The following is a 16,168-nucleotide window of genomic DNA, read 5'->3' as shown; positions in this document are numbered from 1 at the left end:
AAACGACTATGTGCGTCCAATCCGGGGATATTTGGGCAATGATGTTGCGTCCGTATCGTTCATTGGTGCTTGTCGTGCCGCTCCTCGCAGTCGCTGCATGCGGGCGGGGTGAAAAGGCGCCCGATGCGAATGCCCAGGCATCGGTGGCGGTGGAATCGCGTACGGAGCTGATCGGGCTGCCCAATGGCGCGACCATCACCGTCGAGCGGGGCTCGGTCGGCCAGCAACTCGCGACCTATCTGGCCTCGACCGACCCCGCGCCGCGCAGCTTCCAGATCGGCGGCGATCAGTTCGCCGACTGGTCCGCGACCGCGCGTCCCGAGGTGCGGGCGATGGTGCCGGGGCTGGTCGAACTGCTCAAATCCTATCCCGCAGTGCGGCTGCGCATCGTCGGCCACACCGACAATGTCGGGGATGCTGCCGCGAACCTGAAACTTTCGCAGGATCGCGCCGAGACCGCCAGGCGCCATCTGGTCGATGCGGGTATCGCGGAGGCGCGGATCGAGGTGGAAGGGAAGGGGCTGACCCAGCCGATCGCCAACAATACGACCGTCGAGGGGCGGGGGCGCAATCGGCGGATCGAGCTGATCGTGATCGCGAAATAGCGCGGCTCGCATAGATCGAGCGGCTGATGCAGCCATGCCTTCGGCAATTTTCGTCATTGCTTCGCTACGCTCGCAATGACGATGTGAGTTTGATTAGTAGGCTGCGGTAAGCCACTTTCAGGGGAAGGGCAGCACGAATTCCGTTGCCATGCCGCCACGGCGCGGCACGCGCCAGATCTGGCCATAGCGCGTGTGCGGGATTTCCCGCGGGCCGACGGCGCCCATGCGGCGGATCAGGTCGGGCACGGTGTTGCTGTGGCCGACGATCAGCACCACGCCGCGCGCGCGCTTGACGCGATCGAGCAATCGATCGGGATCGCCCGCATCATAGGTTTCCAAAGGAATGCCGAGCCGGCGGGCGAGCGGCGCCGCTGTCTCCATCGCACGGCGCGTCGTGCTGGCGAACACCGCGCGCGGGCGATCGCGGAACCATGTGGCGAGGCGATCGGCCTGCCGCTTGCCCGCTGGCGACAGGCCGGGATCGTCACCGCCCCCGGCCTGCTGCTCCAGATGGCGCATGATATAGACATCGTCGGCCGACTGGGCCGCTGCCCCGGTGGGCAGTAGCGCCAGCGTGGCCAGTAGCAGCAGCGATGCCGTGCGCCGTTTCACGCCCTATGCCTTCGCTTCGGACTTCGTCTTGCCGCCCTTTTTCGGCTTTTTCGGCGCCGCGGGCGTCACTTCGAAGGCCAGCGCATCGTCCTTCAGATGGACGCTGACTTCGCCGCCATGGACGAGCTTGCCGAACAGCAATTCCTCGGCCAGCGGCTGCTTGATCTTCTCCTGGATCAACCGACCCATCGGGCGGGCGCCATAGAGCTTGTCATAGCCGCGAGCGGTGAGCCATTTCTTGGCGTCGTCGTCGAGCGTGATGTGGACGTTGCGGTCGGCAAGCTGGAGCTCGAGCTGGAGGATGAACTTCTCCACCACGCGGCTCACCACTTCGGTCGGCAGATAGCCGAACGGCACGATCGCATCGAGGCGGTTGCGGAATTCGGGGGTGAACATCCGCTTCACCGCTTCCTCGCTCGCATCCTCGCGGCTGACATTGCCGAAGCCGATGCCTTCGCTCGCCATGTCCGACGCGCCCGCATTGGTCGTCATGATCAGCACGACATTGCGGAAATCAACGGTCTTGCCGTGATGGTCGGTCAGCCGGCCATTGTCCATCACCTGGAGCAGGATGCCGAACAGGTCGGGATGCGCCTTCTCGATCTCGTCGAGCAGGAGCACGCAATGCGGCTGCTGGTCGATCGCGTCGGTCAGCAGTCCGCCCTGATCATAGCCGACATAGCCGGGAGGCGCGCCGATCAGCCGTGAAACGCTGTGGCGTTCCATATACTCGGACATGTCGAAACGCTGGAGCGGGATGCCCATGATGCTGGCAAGCTGGCGAGCAACCTCGGTCTTGCCGACGCCGGTGGGGCCGGAGAACAGATAGTTGCCGATCGGCTTGTCCGGATCGCGCAGGCCCGCGCGGCTGAGCTTGATCGCCGAAGACAGTTTCTCGATCGCCGCATTCTGCCCGAACACGACGCGCTTGAGATCGGTCTCCAGGCTGGCAAGCGTCGCCTTGTCGTCGGTCGAAACCGATTTGGGCGGGATGCGCGCCATCGTCGCGACGACCGCTTCGATCTCCTTGGGCGTGATCGTCTTCTTGCGCTTGTTGGGCGGCACCAGCATCTGCATCGCGCCGACCTCGTCGATCACGTCGATCGCCTTGTCGGGCAGCTTGCGATCGTTGATATAGCGCGCCGACAGGTCGACCGCCGCCTTGATCGCATCGGGCGTGTATTTGACGTTGTGATGCTCCTCGAAGGCGGAACGAAGCCCCGCCAGGATCTTCACCGTGTCCTCGATCGTGGGTTCGTTCACGTCGATCTTCTGGAAGCGGCGCAGCAATGCGCGATCCTTTTCGAAGTGATTGCGGAACTCCTTGTAGGTGGTCGATCCGATGCAACGGATCGTACCGCCCGACAGCGCGGGCTTGAGCAGGTTGGACGCGTCCATCGCCCCGCCGGAGGTTGCGCCGGCGCCGATCACCGTGTGGATCTCGTCGATGAACAATATGGCGTGGGGAAGCTTTTCCAGCTCGTTCACCACCTGCTTCAGCCGCTCCTCGAAATCGCCGCGATAACGCGTGCCCGCAAGCAGCGCGCCCATGTCGAGCGAGTAGATGACCGCGGGCAACAGCACTTCGGGCACGTCGCCTTCGATGATCTTGCGCGCCAGCCCTTCGGCGATGGCGGTCTTGCCGACGCCAGGATCGCCCACATAGAGCGGGTTGTTCTTCGAGCGGCGGCAGAGGATCTGGACGGTGCGGTCGACTTCCGCCGAGCGGCCGATCAGCGGATCGACCTTACCGTTCCTGGCCTTTTCATTGAGATCGACGCAGAATTGCTTGAGCGCGCTTTCGCCCTTCTGCTTGCCGTCGGCCTTGGTGGTCTTTTCCTCCTCGGCGCCTTTCACTTCGCGCGGCTCGGGCGTGGCATTGCCCTTGCCGACTCCGTGGCTGATGAAGCTGACCGCGTCGAGCCGGCTCATATCCTGCTGCTGGAGGAAATAGACAGCATAGCTTTCACGCTCGGAGAAGAGCGCGACGAGCACATTGGCGCCCGTCACTTCGTCGCGGCCCGATGACTGGACATGGAGGATGGCGCGCTGGACGACGCGCTGGAAGCCGCTGGTGGGGGAGGGGTCGGTCTCTCCCTCGACCTTGAGCGCTTCGAGTTCATTGTCGAGATAGGTGGCGACCGCGTCGCGCAGCTCGCCGACATCGACGCCGCACGCGCTCATCACCTGGCCGGCATGTTCGTCGTCGATCAGCGCGAGCAGGAGATGCTCCAGCGTGGCATATTCGTGGCGCCGGTTGGACGCGGCCTCGAGCGCCTTGTGAAGCGTCTTCTCAAGCGCGCTGGCGAAGGATGGCATGATCTTTCACTCCGATGCGGGGCGAGGGAACGCCGCCCCGGTAGAACCCTATGTCGGGATTGCGGCCGCCTTCATCAAGAATGGCCGCGTCGTTCATCGCTTGAACAGCGATTCCGCGCTGGCGCGGTGGGCGGATGCGCTGGCGCGCTTCGCTTCGACCCGTGCGATCTCGCGTTTCAGCGCCTCGACGCGTTCGTCGAGTTCCTCGACCGAGAACGGATCGAGGTCCTGTTTCGCGAGCAAGGTGAGCGGGTCGCCAGGCCGCTTCGAAAAAACTTCGTCGAGGTCCATGCGCCAAGCGTTGACCGAAACCGTCCGACTGTCAATAAAGCGCGCGCTTTTCATGGTAAAAGACGCCGTAAGCGAGGGGGGACCAGAATGGCCGCGCTGCCCGAGACGATGATTGCGATCGATCCGGCCGAACCGGGCGGACCAGAGGTGCTGCAGCCCGTCCAACGCCCCGTGCCACGGCCGGGCGCCGGCGAAGTGCTGATCAGGGTCGAGGCTGCCGGTGTGAATCGGCCCGACATTGTTCAGCGGCTGGGGCATTATCCGCCGCCCAAGGGTGCGTCGACGGTTCCGGGACTGGAGGTTGCGGGGCGGGTCGTCGCCACCGGAGATGCCGCCGGCGCTGACATGATCGGCCAGCCGGTCTGCGCGCTGCTCGCGGGCGGGGGCTATGCCGAATATGCGGTGGCGCCGGTCGGCCAGTGCCTGACCGTGCCGCCGGCGATCACGATGGTCGAGGCCGCGGCGATTCCGGAGACCCTGTTCACCGTGTGGACCAACGTTTTCGAACGGGCCTATGCGGTCGAGGGCGATACGGTGCTGGTTCATGGCGGCACCAGCGGAATCGGCACGATGGCGATTTCGCTCGGCAAGCTGTTCGGGCTCAACATGATCGTCACTTGCGGCTCGGATGAGAAATGCGAGGCGGCCAGGGCGCTTGGCGCGGATATCGCCATCAACTACAGGACCGAGGATTTCGTCACCAGGGTTCGCGACGCGACCGGCGGGCGTGGCTGTAATGCCGTCCTCGACATGGTCGGCGGCGACTATCTCCCGCGCAACCTGCAATGCCTTGCCGAAGATGGCCGTCACGTGTCCATCGCCACGCTCGGCGGCGCATCGGCGCAAGTGCCGATCATGCAGGTGATGCTCAAGCGGCTGACGCTCACCGGCTCGACGCTGCGCGCGCGTTCGGTCGAGTTCAAATCGCTGGTCGCCGACGAGCTGTCGCGCAGCGTCTGGCCGCACGTCGCCGAAGGCCGGCTGAAACCGGTGATCGACATGACCTTTCCGCTCGTCGAAGCGGCCAAGGCGCATGAACGGATGGAAGCCGGCGATCATGTTGGTAAGATTGTGCTTTTGACAGGGGGGTAACATGCGTTTCGGGGGGATGTTGCTGGCGGTCGCGGCCGTGCTGACGGTTGTGGCGCCGGCGGAGGCGCGGCGATCGGCCATGTCGAACACACCGGAGATCGCGCTGGTCGCCGATCTGCCCAATGATTCGCGTTTCGAGGCCTATGGCCCCAATGGCGATACGGTGACGCTCGATCTCGGCTGGTCCTATCGTGAGTTCAGCGCATTGTGGATGCCCTTTGCCGCATGGAAGGAAGCCGGCTTCGTCTTCTATTCGCGCGGGGCGGACGGGCAAACCAATCTGGCCCCGGCAACGCGTCGCGAGCTGGCGGCGATCAAGCAGCTCACCGGCATCGATTACGAGGCCGATTATGCCTTTCCCTATTGGCGCTATTATTGGGGCTGGATCCCGCTCGCGCTGGTGATCGGCCTGATCGGCTGGCGCTGGCGTCAGGAGCAGAAGCGCAAGGATGCCGAAGGGATCATGTGACCATGACCGAGAAGCTGATCCTCCATGAATATGCCCAGTCGGGCAATTGCTACAAGATCAGGCTGACCGCCGCGCATCTCCGCCTGCGGCTCGAACGGGTCGAATATGACATCATGAAGGGCGAGACGCGGACGCCCGAATTCCTGACCAATATCAATCCGGTCGGCCGCATCCCGGTGCTCCAGGTCGGCCGCCGGTTCCTCGCGGAAAGCAATGCTGCCTGTTTCTATCTGGCCGACGGTTCGCCGCTGATCCCCGAGGATCGTTTTGCCCGCGCCGACATGCTGCGCTGGATGTTCTTCGAGCAATATCATCACGAACCCAATGTCGCGACGGTGCGTTTCTGGGTGATGTTCGTCGGTGGCGATGCGCTCAGTGAAGTCCAGCGCGCGCAGTTGCCGGCCAAGCGGCTGGCGGGCGAGGCCGCCCTGCAGCAGATGGACGATCATCTGGCGCTCAGCAACTGGTTCGTCGGCGAAACGCCGACGCTCGCCGACATCTGCCTCTATGCCTATAGCCATGTCGCCGAGGAAGGCGGGTTCGATCTGTCGCTCTATCCCCATGTTCGCGCATGGCTGGATCGGATCGCGGCGCTGCCCGGCCATGTTGTCATGGAAGCGTAATCGCTTCGGCGTTCAAACTGTAACAGAAAATCGCGATTGCTCCCGGACAAGGTCAACGTCCGGGGGAAGAGTTCATGGACGCGGTCACACGCCTTGTCGCCGATGGTGAAATATTCGATTTCCATCGGTCCGAACCGACGATCCCGGAACCTTGCCGGAGCCGGAAACGGCAATGCTATCGTACGATCTGGATCTCGGACATCCATTTGGGAACACGTGGCTGCAACGCCGATATGCTGATCGATTTTCTCGACAGCACCGACAGCGAGACTTTGTATCTCGTCGGCGACATCATCGATGGCTGGCGATTGAAGAAGCGTCTCTACTGGCCGGCGGCGCATAACGACATTGTCTGGCGGATCCTGAAGCGCGCCAAGCGCGGCACGCGGATCATCTATATCCCGGGCAATCATGACGAGGTGCTGCGCCCTTATGCCGGGCTGAATTTCGGCGGCGTCGAGATCCGCCGCAACGCGATCCACGAAACCGCAGACGGCCGCCGGCTGCTTGTGCTGCACGGCGACGAGTTCGACACGATCATGCTCGCGCATCGCTGGCTCGCCCATGTCGGCGACTTTGCCTATGAATTGATGATGAAGCTCAACTATGTGGTCAACCGCGCGCGCACCGCGCTCGGGCTGCCCTATTGGTCACTTTCGAAAATGGCCAAGCACAAGGTGAAGAACGCCGTCGAGTTCATCTCCAAATTCGAGGAGATCGTCGCGCACGAAGCGGGGCAGCGCGGCGTCGACGGTGTCGTCTGCGGGCACATTCATACCGCGGAGATCCGCGATATTGCGGGCGTCGCTTATTATAATGACGGCGACTGGGTGGAAGGCTGCACCGCGCTGGTCGAAGATTTCGACGGGCGGATGGAGGTGCTGCACTGGGCCGACGAGATCGCGACGCGCAACAGCCGCGACGTCGCGCGGATCGCGGCATGAGGATCGCGATCGTCACCGATGCCTGGGAGCCGCAGGTCAATGGCGTCGTCCGTACGCTGAAGGCGGTGCGCGAGGAGCTGGAGGGGCAGGGGCATATTCTCTGCGTGATCTCCCCCGACCTTTTCTATTCGCTGCCATGTCCGACCTATCCCGAGATTCGGCTGGCGATGGCGCGCACCGTGACGGTGGGATCGATGATCGCCGATTTCGCCCCCGACGCGATCCATCTGGCAACAGAGGGGCCATTATGCGTCGCCGCGCGGCGCTGGTGCCTGAGGCGGAACATCCCCTTCACCACTGCCTATCATACCCAGTTTCCCGACTATGCCGCCAAGCGCACGGGCATGCCCGCCGAATGGTTCTGGCGCTACATCCAATGGTTCCATGCGCCGTCGAGCGCGGTGCTGGTATCGACGGCCTCGGTCCGCGCCACGCTCCGCGCGCATGGTCTCGAGCGACTGAGCCATTGGGGGCGCGGCGTGGATCTGTCGTGCTTCCGGCCGGATGCACGGCATCCCGACCTGTTCGCGAATCTGCCGCGCCCGATTCAGCTCTATGTCGGCCGTGTCGCGGTCGAGAAGAATATCGAGGCTTTTCTCGACAGCGGCGTATCGGGCACCAAGGTGGTGGTTGGCGATGGGCCGGCGCGTGCCGCGCTCGAAGCCGCGCATCCGGAGACGGTGTTCCTGGGGGCATTGTCCGGCGCCGCGCTTGCGGGCGCCTATGCCGGCGCCGATGTCTTCGTCTTTCCCAGCCGGACCGACACGTTCGGCCTGGTGATGATCGAGGCGCTGGCGTGCGGAACACCGGTTGCGGCCTATCCGGTGACCGGTCCGATCGATGTGATCGACGAGAGCATCGGCGCGATGGATGACGATCTGGACGTTGCGATCCGTCGGGCGCTGACGCGCGATCGGGCGCATTGCGCGGCCTATGGCGCGCGCTTCACCTGGTCGGCGAGCGCGGCCGAATTCCGCGATGCGTTGGTTCCGATCGTCGAAGAGAGGTTGGCGGTGGCCGCCTGATCATAATCTTGCCCGCTTCCAGCGCTATCGGGGGTGGATGGATGCCGCCCATTCGATCATCGCCTTCACGGCCGCCGCCGCCCTGCTGACCGTCACGCCGGGTATCGACACGGTCATGGTGCTGCGGAGCGTGGCGGGCGGCAATGCGCGTCAGGGCGTGCATGCGGCGATCGGCATCGGCCTGGGTTGCCTGGCCTGGGGCGCCGCGGCGGCGTTGGGTCTGGGGGCGGTTCTGGCCGCATCGGAACTGGCCTTCGCCATACTCAAATTCACCGGCGCGGCCTATCTGGCCTGGCTGGGCGTGAAGCTCATTGTGCGGCCGCGCGATCGCCTGGCCATCGAGAATGCGGTGGACGGAGATGCGCGGCAGGCGCTGCGGCGCGGGCTTCTGACCAATCTGCTCAATCCCAAGGTCGGCATCTTCTACATCACCTTCCTGCCGCAATTCGTGCCGGCCGGGGCGGATATGGTGGCGTTCTCGTTTCTGCTTGCCTGTATCCACGTCCTGCTCGGGTGGCTCTGGTTCGGCGTGCTGATCGCAGCCGCGGTCCCGTTCGGGAGATTCCTGTCGCGCGGGCCAGTCGTGCGCGCGCTCGATCGCATGACCGGCGGCATCTTCATTGCCTTCGGGCTCAGGCTCGCGCTGGCGCGGCAGCCCTGATTCCGGACGTTGCGCGCGCCATGGCGATGAAACTTGCCCTTGGCGGGTTTCGGCACTAGATCGGATCCATGTTTCCGGCCGCTCCCGATGGGGCGGCCCTTATTTTATCTGGAGAGTTTCGCCGTGGCTCAGCCGCTCATGCCCCATGCGACCGCATCCTGGCTGGTCGACAACACTTCGCTCAGCTTCGAGCAGATCGCCGAATTCTGCGGACTGCATATCCTCGAGATCCAGGCGATCGCCGACGACACCGCCGCCACCAAGCTGACCGGCCGCGACCCCGTTCGCGCGCATGAGCTGACGATGGAGGAGATCGAGAAGGGGCAGGCCGATCCGGGCTATACGCTGAAGATGCAGAAGGGCCCCGATCAGATCCGCCGCACCAAGGGGCCGCGCTATACGCCGGTTTCCAAGCGTCAGGACAAGCCCGACGGCATCGCCTGGATCATCCGCAATCATCCCGAGATCTCGGACGGCGCGATCGGCAAGCTGATCGGCACCACGCGCACCACCATCCAGGCGATCCGCGAGCGGAGCCACTGGAACATCGCCAACATCATCCCGAAGGACCCGGTAACGCTGGGCCTGTGCTCGCAGCGCGAGCTCGATGCGCTGGTCACGCGCGCCGCCAAGAAGGCCGGCATCGAAGCGCCGACCGACAACCGCATCGACGGCGACCGTGCCGCGCTGATCGAAGAGCTTCGCGCCGAACGCGATGCGGCCGCCCGCGAAGCGGAAGCGGCGCTGAACGCCGAGGAGGCGCCGCCCGCTCCCGTCGAGCTGACGCGTGACTCGCTCTTCAAGCGATAACGCCGCGCCCGACATGTCGCCCGATGCGTCACTGACGCAGGACGAGAGCTTTGTCGGGACCAGTTTCAGGGGGCTGACCTATCCTCTCGGGCGCTTTGCCCCGGAGCCCGGTACGCTGCACGAGCTCGCCACGGGCGTGAAATGGGCGCGGATCCGCTTTCCCGGATCGCTCGGCCACATCAATTGCTGGGTGCTCGACGATGGCGACGGCGTCGCGATCTGCGATACCGGCGTGGACATCCCGATTTGCCGCGAGGATTGGGACGCGGTCTTTGCCGGCCCGCTGGCGGATGTGAAAGTCACCCGCGTGATCGGCACTCATTTTCATCCCGATCATATCGGCCTGGCGGGGCGACTGGCGGCACGCGACGGCGGACGGATCTGGATGACGCGGGGCGAATGGCTGACCGCACAGCTTTCGCGCGCCGATGCGCGCGATACCTTGCCCGACGATGTGGTCGCGATGCGTCGTGCCGCGGGGTGGAGCGACGATCAGATCGACGCTTCCCGCAAGGAAGGCTGGGGGCGGATGCAGCAGATGGTTGCGCCGCTGCCGACGGGCTATCGCAGGATCCAGGATGGTGAGGCGATCGCGATCGGCGGGGCCCAATGGCACGTCGTCACCGGCTGTGGCCACAGCCCGGAACATGCCTGCCTGATCAACGATGCGCAGGGCCTCATGATCTCCGGCGATCAGGTGCTGCCGCGGATCAGCTCGAACGTGTCGTTGGGGGCGGCCGAACCGGAAGGCGATCCGCTGGGCGACTGGCTGGCCTCGATCGACAAGTTGCTCGGCCTGCCCGATGATCTGCTGGTGCTGCCTGCCCATGGCGAGCCGTTCCGGGGGCTGCATGCGCGACTGCAAGCGCTGCGGGGAGAGCATGAGGAGCGGCTGGACGAACTGGCCGTGTTCCTGGAAGAACCGCGTCGCGCGGTGGATTGTTTCGTGAAGCTGTTCCGGCGCGTGATCGACCAGAGCGTGCTCGGCCTTGCCTCGGGCGAGGCGTTGTCGCACCTTCGCCATCTCGAAGTGACGGGCCGCGCGGTTCGTGAGGTGCGTGACGGGGTGTGGTGGTTCCGCGCCGCTTGACGCTGAGGGGGTGCCGCTTACACTGATGTCAATGAGCGCCGAGCCCCCGATCTGGACAACCCATTACGATCACCCGGGTGCATGGGATCGCAGCTTCGCGCCGCTTTCCCTGCCCGCCATGCTGGAAGCGAGCGCGGAGCGCTGGCCGGATGCGCCGCTGATCGATTTCATGGGGCGGCGCTACAGCTATGCCGAGACGCTGGATGGCGCCAATCGCGTGGCATGCGGACTGGCGAAGCTCGGTATCGCGTCGGGCGACAGGGTCGGGCTCTTCCTGCCCAATGTCCCGCACTATCTGGCCGCCTATTATGGCGCGCTGAAGCTCGGCGCGACGGTGGTCAATTTCTCGCCGCTCTACACCGCCGATGAACTGGCCCATCAGGTAGAGGATTCGGGCATCAGGCTGCTCTTCACCCTGTCGGCGACGGCATTGCTGCCCACCGCGCTCAAGGTGATGGAGCGTTCCCGGCTGGAGCGGATCGTGGTCGGATCGGTGGCGGGTGCACTGCCGGCGGGCAAGTCGCTGCTCTATCGGATGTTCCGGCGTGCCGAAGTGTCCGCGCGTCCGGCGGATCCGCGTATCACCAGCTTTTCCGCGCTGATCGCGAATGATGGTGTCTGTGTGGCGCCGTCGATCGATCCGGTGCGCGACGTGGCATTGATCCAATATACCGGCGGGACGACCGGTACACCCAAGGGTGCGATGCTCACCCACCAGAATCTGACCGCCAATGCGCGGCAGGTGAATGCGATCGATCCCTGGCAGGACGAGGCCGATCGGATCGTCGGCGTGCTGCCCTTTTTCCACGTCTTCGCCAACACCTGCGTGCTCAACCGGACGGTGCAGCGCGGTGGCATGATCGCGATGCTGCCGCGCTTCGATGCCGCGCAGACGCTCGCCCTGATCGAGCGGATAAAGGCGACGGCGTTGCCGGGTGTGCCCACAATGTACCAGGCGCTGCTCGATCATCCGCATGTCGAGCGCACCGACTTTTCGTCGCTGCGCGTCTGTATCTCGGGTGGCGCGCCGTTGCCGGACGCGCTCAAACAGCGTTTCGAGGCACGGACGGGCGCGCGCGTTGTCGAGGGCTATGGGCTGACCGAAAGCGCGGGGGTGGTCTCGACCAATCCATATGACGGCGCCGGCAGGTCCGGCACGATCGGCCAGCCGATACCCGGCACCTTCGTGAAGCTGGTCGACAAGGAGGATCCGCGCAAGCCGCCTGCGGCTGGAGAACCTGGAGAGATCGTGTTTGCCGGACCGCAGGTCATGAAAGGCTATTGGCAGCGCCCCGACGCCGATGCCGAGGTCTTTGTCGACGGCTATCTGCGGACCGGCGATGTCGGCGAGATCGATGCCGATGGCTATATCCGCATCGTCGATCGGCTGAAGGACATGATCGCGGTCGGCGGATTCAAGGTGTTTCCGAGTCAGGTGGAAGATGTGCTTTATCGTCACCCGGCGGTGAAAGAGGCGCTTGTGATCGGAATTCCGGACGAATATCACGGCGAAGTGCCGAAGGCGTTCGTGACGCTTAATGGCACGGTGGGGGTAAGCGGAGAGGAATTGAAGGCCTGGCTGAATCCGCAGCTCGGCAAGCATGAGCGCGTCGCCGCGGTCGAGGTGCGGGAAAGCCTGCCCAAGACGCTGGTCGGCAAGCTCAGCCGCAAGGAGCTGGTGGAGGAGGAGCGGGCGAAGCGATCGGGTGGAGCATGACCGTTTACGCAGTTGCGTTGATCACCATCGATGACCGTATCACCTACAAGCGTTACCAGAGAAACTTCGGCGCCGTTTTCAAGAAGTTTCAGGGCAAGGTTCTGGCGATGCGGGACAAACCCCGCGTCGTCGAGGGCGAATGGGTGGGTGACAAGGTCATCATCATGGCATTTCCCGACGAGGACGCCTTTGAGGCGTGGCGCCTCTCGCCGGAGTATCTGGAAATCGTGGGAGACCGTTTTTCGTCGACCACCGGGCCCGTCTTGCTCGTCGATGGCGATCCATGGTCCTGAGCGGGGCCTGGTTCGATCCCCGGCATGCGGGTTCCGGGTTGCGTTCGCGCAGCTTTGCTTGACCCCACCCGGCCCACTCAGCCATAGCGGCACCATGGGTGAAACGACCACTGAAGACCTTGCGGGCCTCTCCTTCGAGGATGCGCTGAAGCGGCTCGAGACGATCGTCTCGCGGTTGGAGAGCGGTGAGGCGTCGCTCGACGAATCGATCACTCTCTATGCGGAGGGGGATCGGCTTCGCGCGCAATGCGAGAAGCGGCTTTCCGATGCGCAGGCCCGGATCGAGAAGATCAGCCTGGGTGCCGACGGTCGACCGGCCGGGACGACGCCCTTCGATGCTGGCTGATTCCGCGATGGCCGGCGCCACGCTCAACCTGAAGCTGGCGATGGAACGCGTGGCGGTCGATATCGACCGCCAGTTCGACCTGTTGTTGCGCGTGCCCGACGATCCCCGCAAGCCGCTGTACGAAGCCATGCGCCATGCCGCGATCGGCGGCGGCAAGCGCATCCGTCCGCTGTTGACCGTGGCGACCGCCGAATTGTTCAACGTCGATCGGCAGCGCGCGATCCGAACCGCGACCGCGATCGAATGCATTCATGTCTATTCGCTGGTCCATGACGATCTGCCCGCGATGGACGATGACGATATGCGTCGCGGCAAACCGACCGTTCACAAGGCGTTCGACGAAGCGACCGCGATCCTGGCGGGCGATTCGCTGCACGCGCTCGCCTTTGAGATGCTGGGCGACGATGCGACGAGCCCCGATCCGTTCGTCCGTTCCGAACTGATGCTCGAACTGGCGCGCGCCAGCGGCCCCAGCGGCATGGCCGGCGGGCAGATGATGGATCTTGCCGCCGAACATGGTGGCTTCGACCTGCAGACCGTCACGCGCCTGCAGCAGATGAAAACCGGCGCGCTGATCGGCATCGCGGTGGAAGCTGGCGCGATCCTGGGGCGCGTGCCGCCCGAGGGACGGACCGGGTTGCGCGGTTATGCGCGGGACCTTGGCCTGGCATTCCAGATCGCCGACGATCTGCTCGACGTCGAGGGTGACGAAGCCGTGGCGGGCAAGGCGCTCAACAAGGATGCCGCCGCGGGCAAGGCGACTTTCCTGTCGCTGCTTGGGGTCGATCGTGCGCGCGAACAGGCCGCGGCGCTGGTGACGCAGGCCGTCGATCATCTGCGCAGCTATGGCCCGGAGGCCGATCTGCTTCGCGCGCTTGCGCGCTATGTCGTTGAAAGGGATCGCTGATGACCGACCGCGTTGGAGTGTATCCGGGAACCTTCGATCCGGTCACCCTGGGCCATATGGATATCATCCGCCGCGGCGCGAAGCTCGTCGACCGGCTGGTGATCGGGGTCACGACCAATCCGTCAAAATCGCCGATGTTCTCGGTCGAGGAGCGTATGGCGATGGTTCAGCGCGAAGTGGCGGGAATTGGCGGGGCAATCACCGTCGTCTCGTTCGATTCGCTGCTGATGGACTTCGCCGAGCGCGAAGGCGCGTCGATGATCGTCCGGGGGCTGCGCGCCGTCGCGGATTTCGAGTATGAATATCAGATGGCGGGTATGAACCAGCAGCTGAACGATCGGATCGAAACGGTCTTCCTGATGGCTGACGTCTCGCTCCAGCCGATCGCGTCGCGGCTGGTCAAGGAAATCGCGATCTATGGCGGCAACATCTCGCGTTTCGTGACACCCTCGGTCGAGACCGAGGTGCGCGCGCGCGTCGAGACGATCGGGCGCAAGGGGAGCTGACGCGTTCAGCCGCGGCTCAGCCTTGCACTTTCATGGACCGGAACAGATTTTGGGATCGAGGACAAACATGCGTTCGAAGCTTTTTCTGATCGCGCTCGCCGGGTTGATGGCGGTCGCTCCGGCGACGGCGCAGCAACCCGAGGCCGCGCCGGCACCGCCGGTGCCCGAAGCTGCGCCCACGACGCCAGCGCCCGAAGCCGCGCCCGCGACGCCGGCACCCGAAGCTGCTCCGGCTGCGCCACCCGCACCGCCTGCGCCACCGCCGGTCAACCTGACTGTGCCCAAGCCCGCGCCCGCGCCTGAGACCGATCAGGGGAATATCCTCTATCTCGATCTTTCGACCGGCGGACGCGTCACCATCCAGCTTCGCCCGGACATTGCGCCAGCGCATGTCGAGCGGATCAAGACCCTGGTCAATCGCGGCTTCTATAATGGCGTGATCTTCCACCGGGTGATCGACGGCTTCATGGCCCAGACCGGTGATCCGACGGGGACCGGGACGGGCGGATCCGACCTGCCCGACGTCAAGTCCGAGTTCAGCCTGCTGCCGCACCTTCGCGGCACGGTTTCCGCCGCGCGCGCCGACAGCCCGGACAGCGCCAACAGCCAGTTCTTCATCATGTTCATGCCGCGCGGCGCGCTCGACCGGAAATACACCGCTTTCGGGCGGGTGATCGCGGGCATGGAATATGTCGATGCGATCGAGCGCGGCGAACCGCCGGCCAATCCGAGCAAGATCGTGCGTGCCTCGATGGCGGCGCAGGGCGTGCCTGCGCCCGCCGCCGCTGCCGTGGCGCCGCCGGCGCAAGAGGCGCAGACCCCGCCCAAATAATGCGCGTCGACCTGTTCGATTTCGCGCTGCCCGCCGAACGCATCGCGCTTCGCCCCGCCGATCCGCGTGACAGCGCGCGGATGCTGGTGGTCGATGGCGCCGGCATGGCCGACCAGCAGGTGAGCGACCTGCCGGGACTGCTTCGGGCCGGCGACATGCTGGTGTTCAACGATACCCGCGTGATTCCCGCCCAGCTCGAGGGGCGGCGCGGCGAGGCACGCATCGGCGCGACCCTCCACAAAAGGGAAGGGCCACGGCGCTGGCGCGCGTTCGTCCGCAATGCGAAGCGGCTGCATGAGGACGACGTAATCGACTTCGGCGCCGGCGTTTTCGCGACGGCCTCCGCGCGCGGCGCCGATGGCAGCTTCGCACTCGACTTTGCCGGTGACGAGCCGGTCGAGCTGCTGCTGGAACGTGCCGGACGCATGCCTTTGCCGCCCTATATCGCCGCGCGCCGCACCGCCGATGCGCGCGATGCCGACGACTATCAGACGATGTTCGCGCGCGAGGCGGGGGCCGTCGCGGCGCCGACGGCCGCACTGCATTTCACGCCTGCGCTTGCCGAGGCGCTTGCGGTGGCGGGAATCGAAGCGGCGACGCTGACATTGCATGTCGGTGCGGGGACGTTCCTGCCGGTCAAGGTCGACGACACCGACGATCATGCCATGCATGCCGAATGGGGGCGGATCGACGCACCGACCGCCGACCGGCTGAACGCCGTGCGGGCGGGTGGCGGTCGGCTGATCGCGGTCGGCACCACCTCATTACGGCTGATCGAAAGCGCGGCCGATGCGGACGGTGTGATCCGGCCGTTCGAAGGCGATACCGCGATCTTCATCACGCCGGGCTATCGCTTTCGCGGGATCGACGGGCTGATGACCAATTTCCATCTTCCCCGATCGACCTTGTTCATGCTGGTGTCGGCACTGATGGGGCTGGATCGGATGCGGTCGGCCTATGCGCATGCCATCGACCATGATTATCGCTTCTACTCCTATGGTGATGCCAGCCTGCTGCTGCCGTGAA

The 16,168-nt window shown here is 64.8% G+C and carries 19 protein-coding genes; 16 read left to right on the top strand and 3 right to left on the bottom strand.

Annotated features, from left to right (window positions below):
* Window positions 1-38 precede the first annotated feature (38 nt).
* A complete protein-coding gene (locus AC3WN8_RS12230; RefSeq protein WP_492669701.1) occupies window positions 39-605 on the top strand; it encodes an OmpA family protein in 567 nt (188 codons plus the stop codon).
* Between the two features lie 117 nt (window positions 606-722).
* Here AC3WN8_RS12230 and AC3WN8_RS12225 read toward each other — a convergent pair whose 3' ends face one another.
* The 3 genes from AC3WN8_RS12225 to AC3WN8_RS12215 all read right to left on the bottom strand — a co-directional run bounded on the left by AC3WN8_RS12225 (window position 723) and on the right by AC3WN8_RS12215 (window position 3,827).
* Window positions 723-1,217, bottom strand: coding sequence for a SixA phosphatase family protein (locus tag AC3WN8_RS12225; protein ID WP_492669700.1), 495 nt, complete (start codon window positions 1,215-1,217; stop codon window positions 723-725).
* A gap of 3 nt (window positions 1,218-1,220) precedes the next feature.
* On the bottom strand, window positions 1,221-3,536 hold the full coding sequence (gene clpA / locus AC3WN8_RS12220; protein WP_492669699.1) for an ATP-dependent Clp protease ATP-binding subunit ClpA: 2,316 nt from the start codon (window positions 3,534-3,536) through the stop codon (window positions 1,221-1,223).
* A gap of 93 nt (window positions 3,537-3,629) precedes the next feature.
* Window positions 3,630-3,827: a DUF1192 family protein gene (locus AC3WN8_RS12215; RefSeq protein WP_492669698.1), complete on the bottom strand. Its 198-nt coding sequence runs from the start codon at window positions 3,825-3,827 to the stop codon at window positions 3,630-3,632.
* An 87-nt stretch (window positions 3,828-3,914) separates the two neighbouring features.
* Here AC3WN8_RS12215 and AC3WN8_RS12210 point away from each other — a divergent pair, with 87 nt between their 5' ends.
* The 15 genes from AC3WN8_RS12210 to queA all read left to right on the top strand — a co-directional run bounded on the left by AC3WN8_RS12210 (window position 3,915) and on the right by queA (window position 16,167).
* Window positions 3,915-4,919, top strand: a complete 1,005-nt coding sequence (locus tag AC3WN8_RS12210; RefSeq protein ID WP_492669697.1) for an NAD(P)H-quinone oxidoreductase — start codon at window positions 3,915-3,917, stop codon at window positions 4,917-4,919.
* A 1-nt stretch (window position 4,920) separates the two neighbouring features.
* Window positions 4,921-5,388, top strand: coding sequence for a hypothetical protein (locus tag AC3WN8_RS12205; RefSeq protein WP_492669696.1), 468 nt, complete (start codon window positions 4,921-4,923; stop codon window positions 5,386-5,388).
* Between the two features lie 2 nt (window positions 5,389-5,390).
* Window positions 5,391-6,011: a glutathione S-transferase family protein gene (locus AC3WN8_RS12200; RefSeq protein ID WP_492669695.1), complete on the top strand. Its 621-nt coding sequence runs from the start codon at window positions 5,391-5,393 to the stop codon at window positions 6,009-6,011.
* A 74-nt stretch (window positions 6,012-6,085) separates the two neighbouring features.
* Complete coding sequence (locus tag AC3WN8_RS12195; RefSeq protein WP_492669694.1) at window positions 6,086-6,955, top strand: UDP-2,3-diacylglucosamine diphosphatase; 870 nt, start codon at window positions 6,086-6,088, stop codon at window positions 6,953-6,955.
* Window positions 6,952-7,980: a glycosyltransferase family 4 protein gene (locus tag AC3WN8_RS12190; RefSeq protein WP_492669693.1), complete on the top strand. Its 1,029-nt coding sequence runs from the start codon at window positions 6,952-6,954 to the stop codon at window positions 7,978-7,980. Before AC3WN8_RS12195 ends, AC3WN8_RS12190 begins: the two co-directional genes overlap by 4 nt.
* A gap of 37 nt (window positions 7,981-8,017) precedes the next feature.
* A complete protein-coding gene (locus tag AC3WN8_RS12185; RefSeq protein ID WP_492669692.1) occupies window positions 8,018-8,641 on the top strand; it encodes a LysE family translocator in 624 nt (207 codons plus the stop codon).
* A gap of 138 nt (window positions 8,642-8,779) precedes the next feature.
* The gene (locus tag AC3WN8_RS12180; RefSeq protein WP_492669816.1) at window positions 8,780-9,451 is read left to right on the top strand and encodes a cell cycle transcriptional regulator TrcR; all 672 of its coding nucleotides are present in this window, start codon (window positions 8,780-8,782) and stop codon (window positions 9,449-9,451) included.
* Complete coding sequence (locus AC3WN8_RS12175) at window positions 9,429-10,541, top strand: MBL fold metallo-hydrolase (protein WP_492669691.1); 1,113 nt, start codon at window positions 9,429-9,431, stop codon at window positions 10,539-10,541. The genes AC3WN8_RS12180 and AC3WN8_RS12175 overlap by 23 nt, the downstream gene beginning before the upstream one ends.
* A 31-nt stretch (window positions 10,542-10,572) precedes the next feature.
* Window positions 10,573-12,258, top strand: coding sequence for a long-chain-fatty-acid--CoA ligase (locus tag AC3WN8_RS12170; RefSeq protein WP_492669690.1), 1,686 nt, complete (start codon window positions 10,573-10,575; stop codon window positions 12,256-12,258).
* Complete coding sequence (locus AC3WN8_RS12165) at window positions 12,255-12,551, top strand: DUF1330 domain-containing protein (protein WP_492669689.1); 297 nt, start codon at window positions 12,255-12,257, stop codon at window positions 12,549-12,551. Before AC3WN8_RS12170 ends, AC3WN8_RS12165 begins: the two co-directional genes overlap by 4 nt.
* A gap of 94 nt (window positions 12,552-12,645) precedes the next feature.
* Entirely contained in the window at window positions 12,646-12,897 is a 252-nt protein-coding gene (locus AC3WN8_RS12160; RefSeq protein ID WP_492669815.1) for an exodeoxyribonuclease VII small subunit, read from the top strand.
* A gap of 7 nt (window positions 12,898-12,904) precedes the next feature.
* Window positions 12,905-13,804, top strand: a complete 900-nt coding sequence (locus AC3WN8_RS12155) for a polyprenyl synthetase family protein (protein ID WP_492669814.1) — start codon at window positions 12,905-12,907, stop codon at window positions 13,802-13,804.
* Entirely contained in the window at window positions 13,804-14,310 is a 507-nt protein-coding gene (coaD, locus tag AC3WN8_RS12150) for a pantetheine-phosphate adenylyltransferase (RefSeq protein WP_492669688.1), read from the top strand. The genes AC3WN8_RS12155 and coaD overlap by 1 nt, the downstream gene beginning before the upstream one ends.
* Window positions 14,311-14,377: 67 nt before the next feature.
* On the top strand, window positions 14,378-15,142 hold the full coding sequence (locus tag AC3WN8_RS12145; RefSeq protein ID WP_492669687.1) for a peptidylprolyl isomerase: 765 nt from the start codon (window positions 14,378-14,380) through the stop codon (window positions 15,140-15,142).
* Window positions 15,142-16,167: a tRNA preQ1(34) S-adenosylmethionine ribosyltransferase-isomerase QueA gene (gene queA / locus AC3WN8_RS12140; protein ID WP_492669686.1), complete on the top strand. Its 1,026-nt coding sequence runs from the start codon at window positions 15,142-15,144 to the stop codon at window positions 16,165-16,167. The genes AC3WN8_RS12145 and queA overlap by 1 nt, the downstream gene beginning before the upstream one ends.
* Window position 16,168: the final 1 nt, after the last annotated feature.

The sequence above is a fragment of the Sphingobium sp. FW305-3-2-15-F-TSA7 genome, from assembly GCF_058787155.1.
The sequence above is the reverse complement of the archived record's forward strand: the minus strand, read 5'-3'. Positions and strand labels throughout refer to the sequence as shown.

Excerpts from the sequence above, each read along its gene's own strand:
- AC3WN8_RS12230 (WP_492669701.1), top strand. The coding sequence starts at position 39 with ATGATGTTGCGTCCGTATCGTTCATTGGTGCTTGTCGTGCCGCTCCTC.
- clpA (WP_492669699.1), bottom strand. The coding sequence starts at position 3,536 with ATGCCATCCTTCGCCAGCGCGCTTGAGAAGACGCTTCACAAGGCGCTC.
- AC3WN8_RS12215 (WP_492669698.1), bottom strand. The coding sequence starts at position 3,827 with ATGGACCTCGACGAAGTTTTTTCGAAGCGGCCTGGCGACCCGCTCACC.
- AC3WN8_RS12210 (WP_492669697.1), top strand. The coding sequence starts at position 3,915 with ATGGCCGCGCTGCCCGAGACGATGATTGCGATCGATCCGGCCGAACCG.
- AC3WN8_RS12205 (WP_492669696.1), top strand. The coding sequence starts at position 4,921 with ATGCGTTTCGGGGGGATGTTGCTGGCGGTCGCGGCCGTGCTGACGGTT.
- AC3WN8_RS12200 (WP_492669695.1), top strand. The coding sequence starts at position 5,391 with ATGACCGAGAAGCTGATCCTCCATGAATATGCCCAGTCGGGCAATTGC.
- AC3WN8_RS12195 (WP_492669694.1), top strand. The coding sequence starts at position 6,086 with ATGGACGCGGTCACACGCCTTGTCGCCGATGGTGAAATATTCGATTTC.
- AC3WN8_RS12190 (WP_492669693.1), top strand. The coding sequence starts at position 6,952 with ATGAGGATCGCGATCGTCACCGATGCCTGGGAGCCGCAGGTCAATGGC.
- AC3WN8_RS12185 (WP_492669692.1), top strand. The coding sequence starts at position 8,018 with ATGGATGCCGCCCATTCGATCATCGCCTTCACGGCCGCCGCCGCCCTG.
- AC3WN8_RS12180 (WP_492669816.1), top strand. The coding sequence starts at position 8,780 with ATGCCCCATGCGACCGCATCCTGGCTGGTCGACAACACTTCGCTCAGC.
- AC3WN8_RS12170 (WP_492669690.1), top strand. The coding sequence starts at position 10,573 with ATGAGCGCCGAGCCCCCGATCTGGACAACCCATTACGATCACCCGGGT.
- AC3WN8_RS12165 (WP_492669689.1), top strand. The coding sequence starts at position 12,255 with ATGACCGTTTACGCAGTTGCGTTGATCACCATCGATGACCGTATCACC.
- AC3WN8_RS12160 (WP_492669815.1), top strand. The coding sequence starts at position 12,646 with ATGGGTGAAACGACCACTGAAGACCTTGCGGGCCTCTCCTTCGAGGAT.
- AC3WN8_RS12155 (WP_492669814.1), top strand. The coding sequence starts at position 12,905 with ATGGCCGGCGCCACGCTCAACCTGAAGCTGGCGATGGAACGCGTGGCG.
- coaD (WP_492669688.1), top strand. The coding sequence starts at position 13,804 with ATGACCGACCGCGTTGGAGTGTATCCGGGAACCTTCGATCCGGTCACC.
- AC3WN8_RS12145 (WP_492669687.1), top strand. The coding sequence starts at position 14,378 with ATGCGTTCGAAGCTTTTTCTGATCGCGCTCGCCGGGTTGATGGCGGTC.
- queA (WP_492669686.1), top strand. The coding sequence starts at position 15,142 with ATGCGCGTCGACCTGTTCGATTTCGCGCTGCCCGCCGAACGCATCGCG.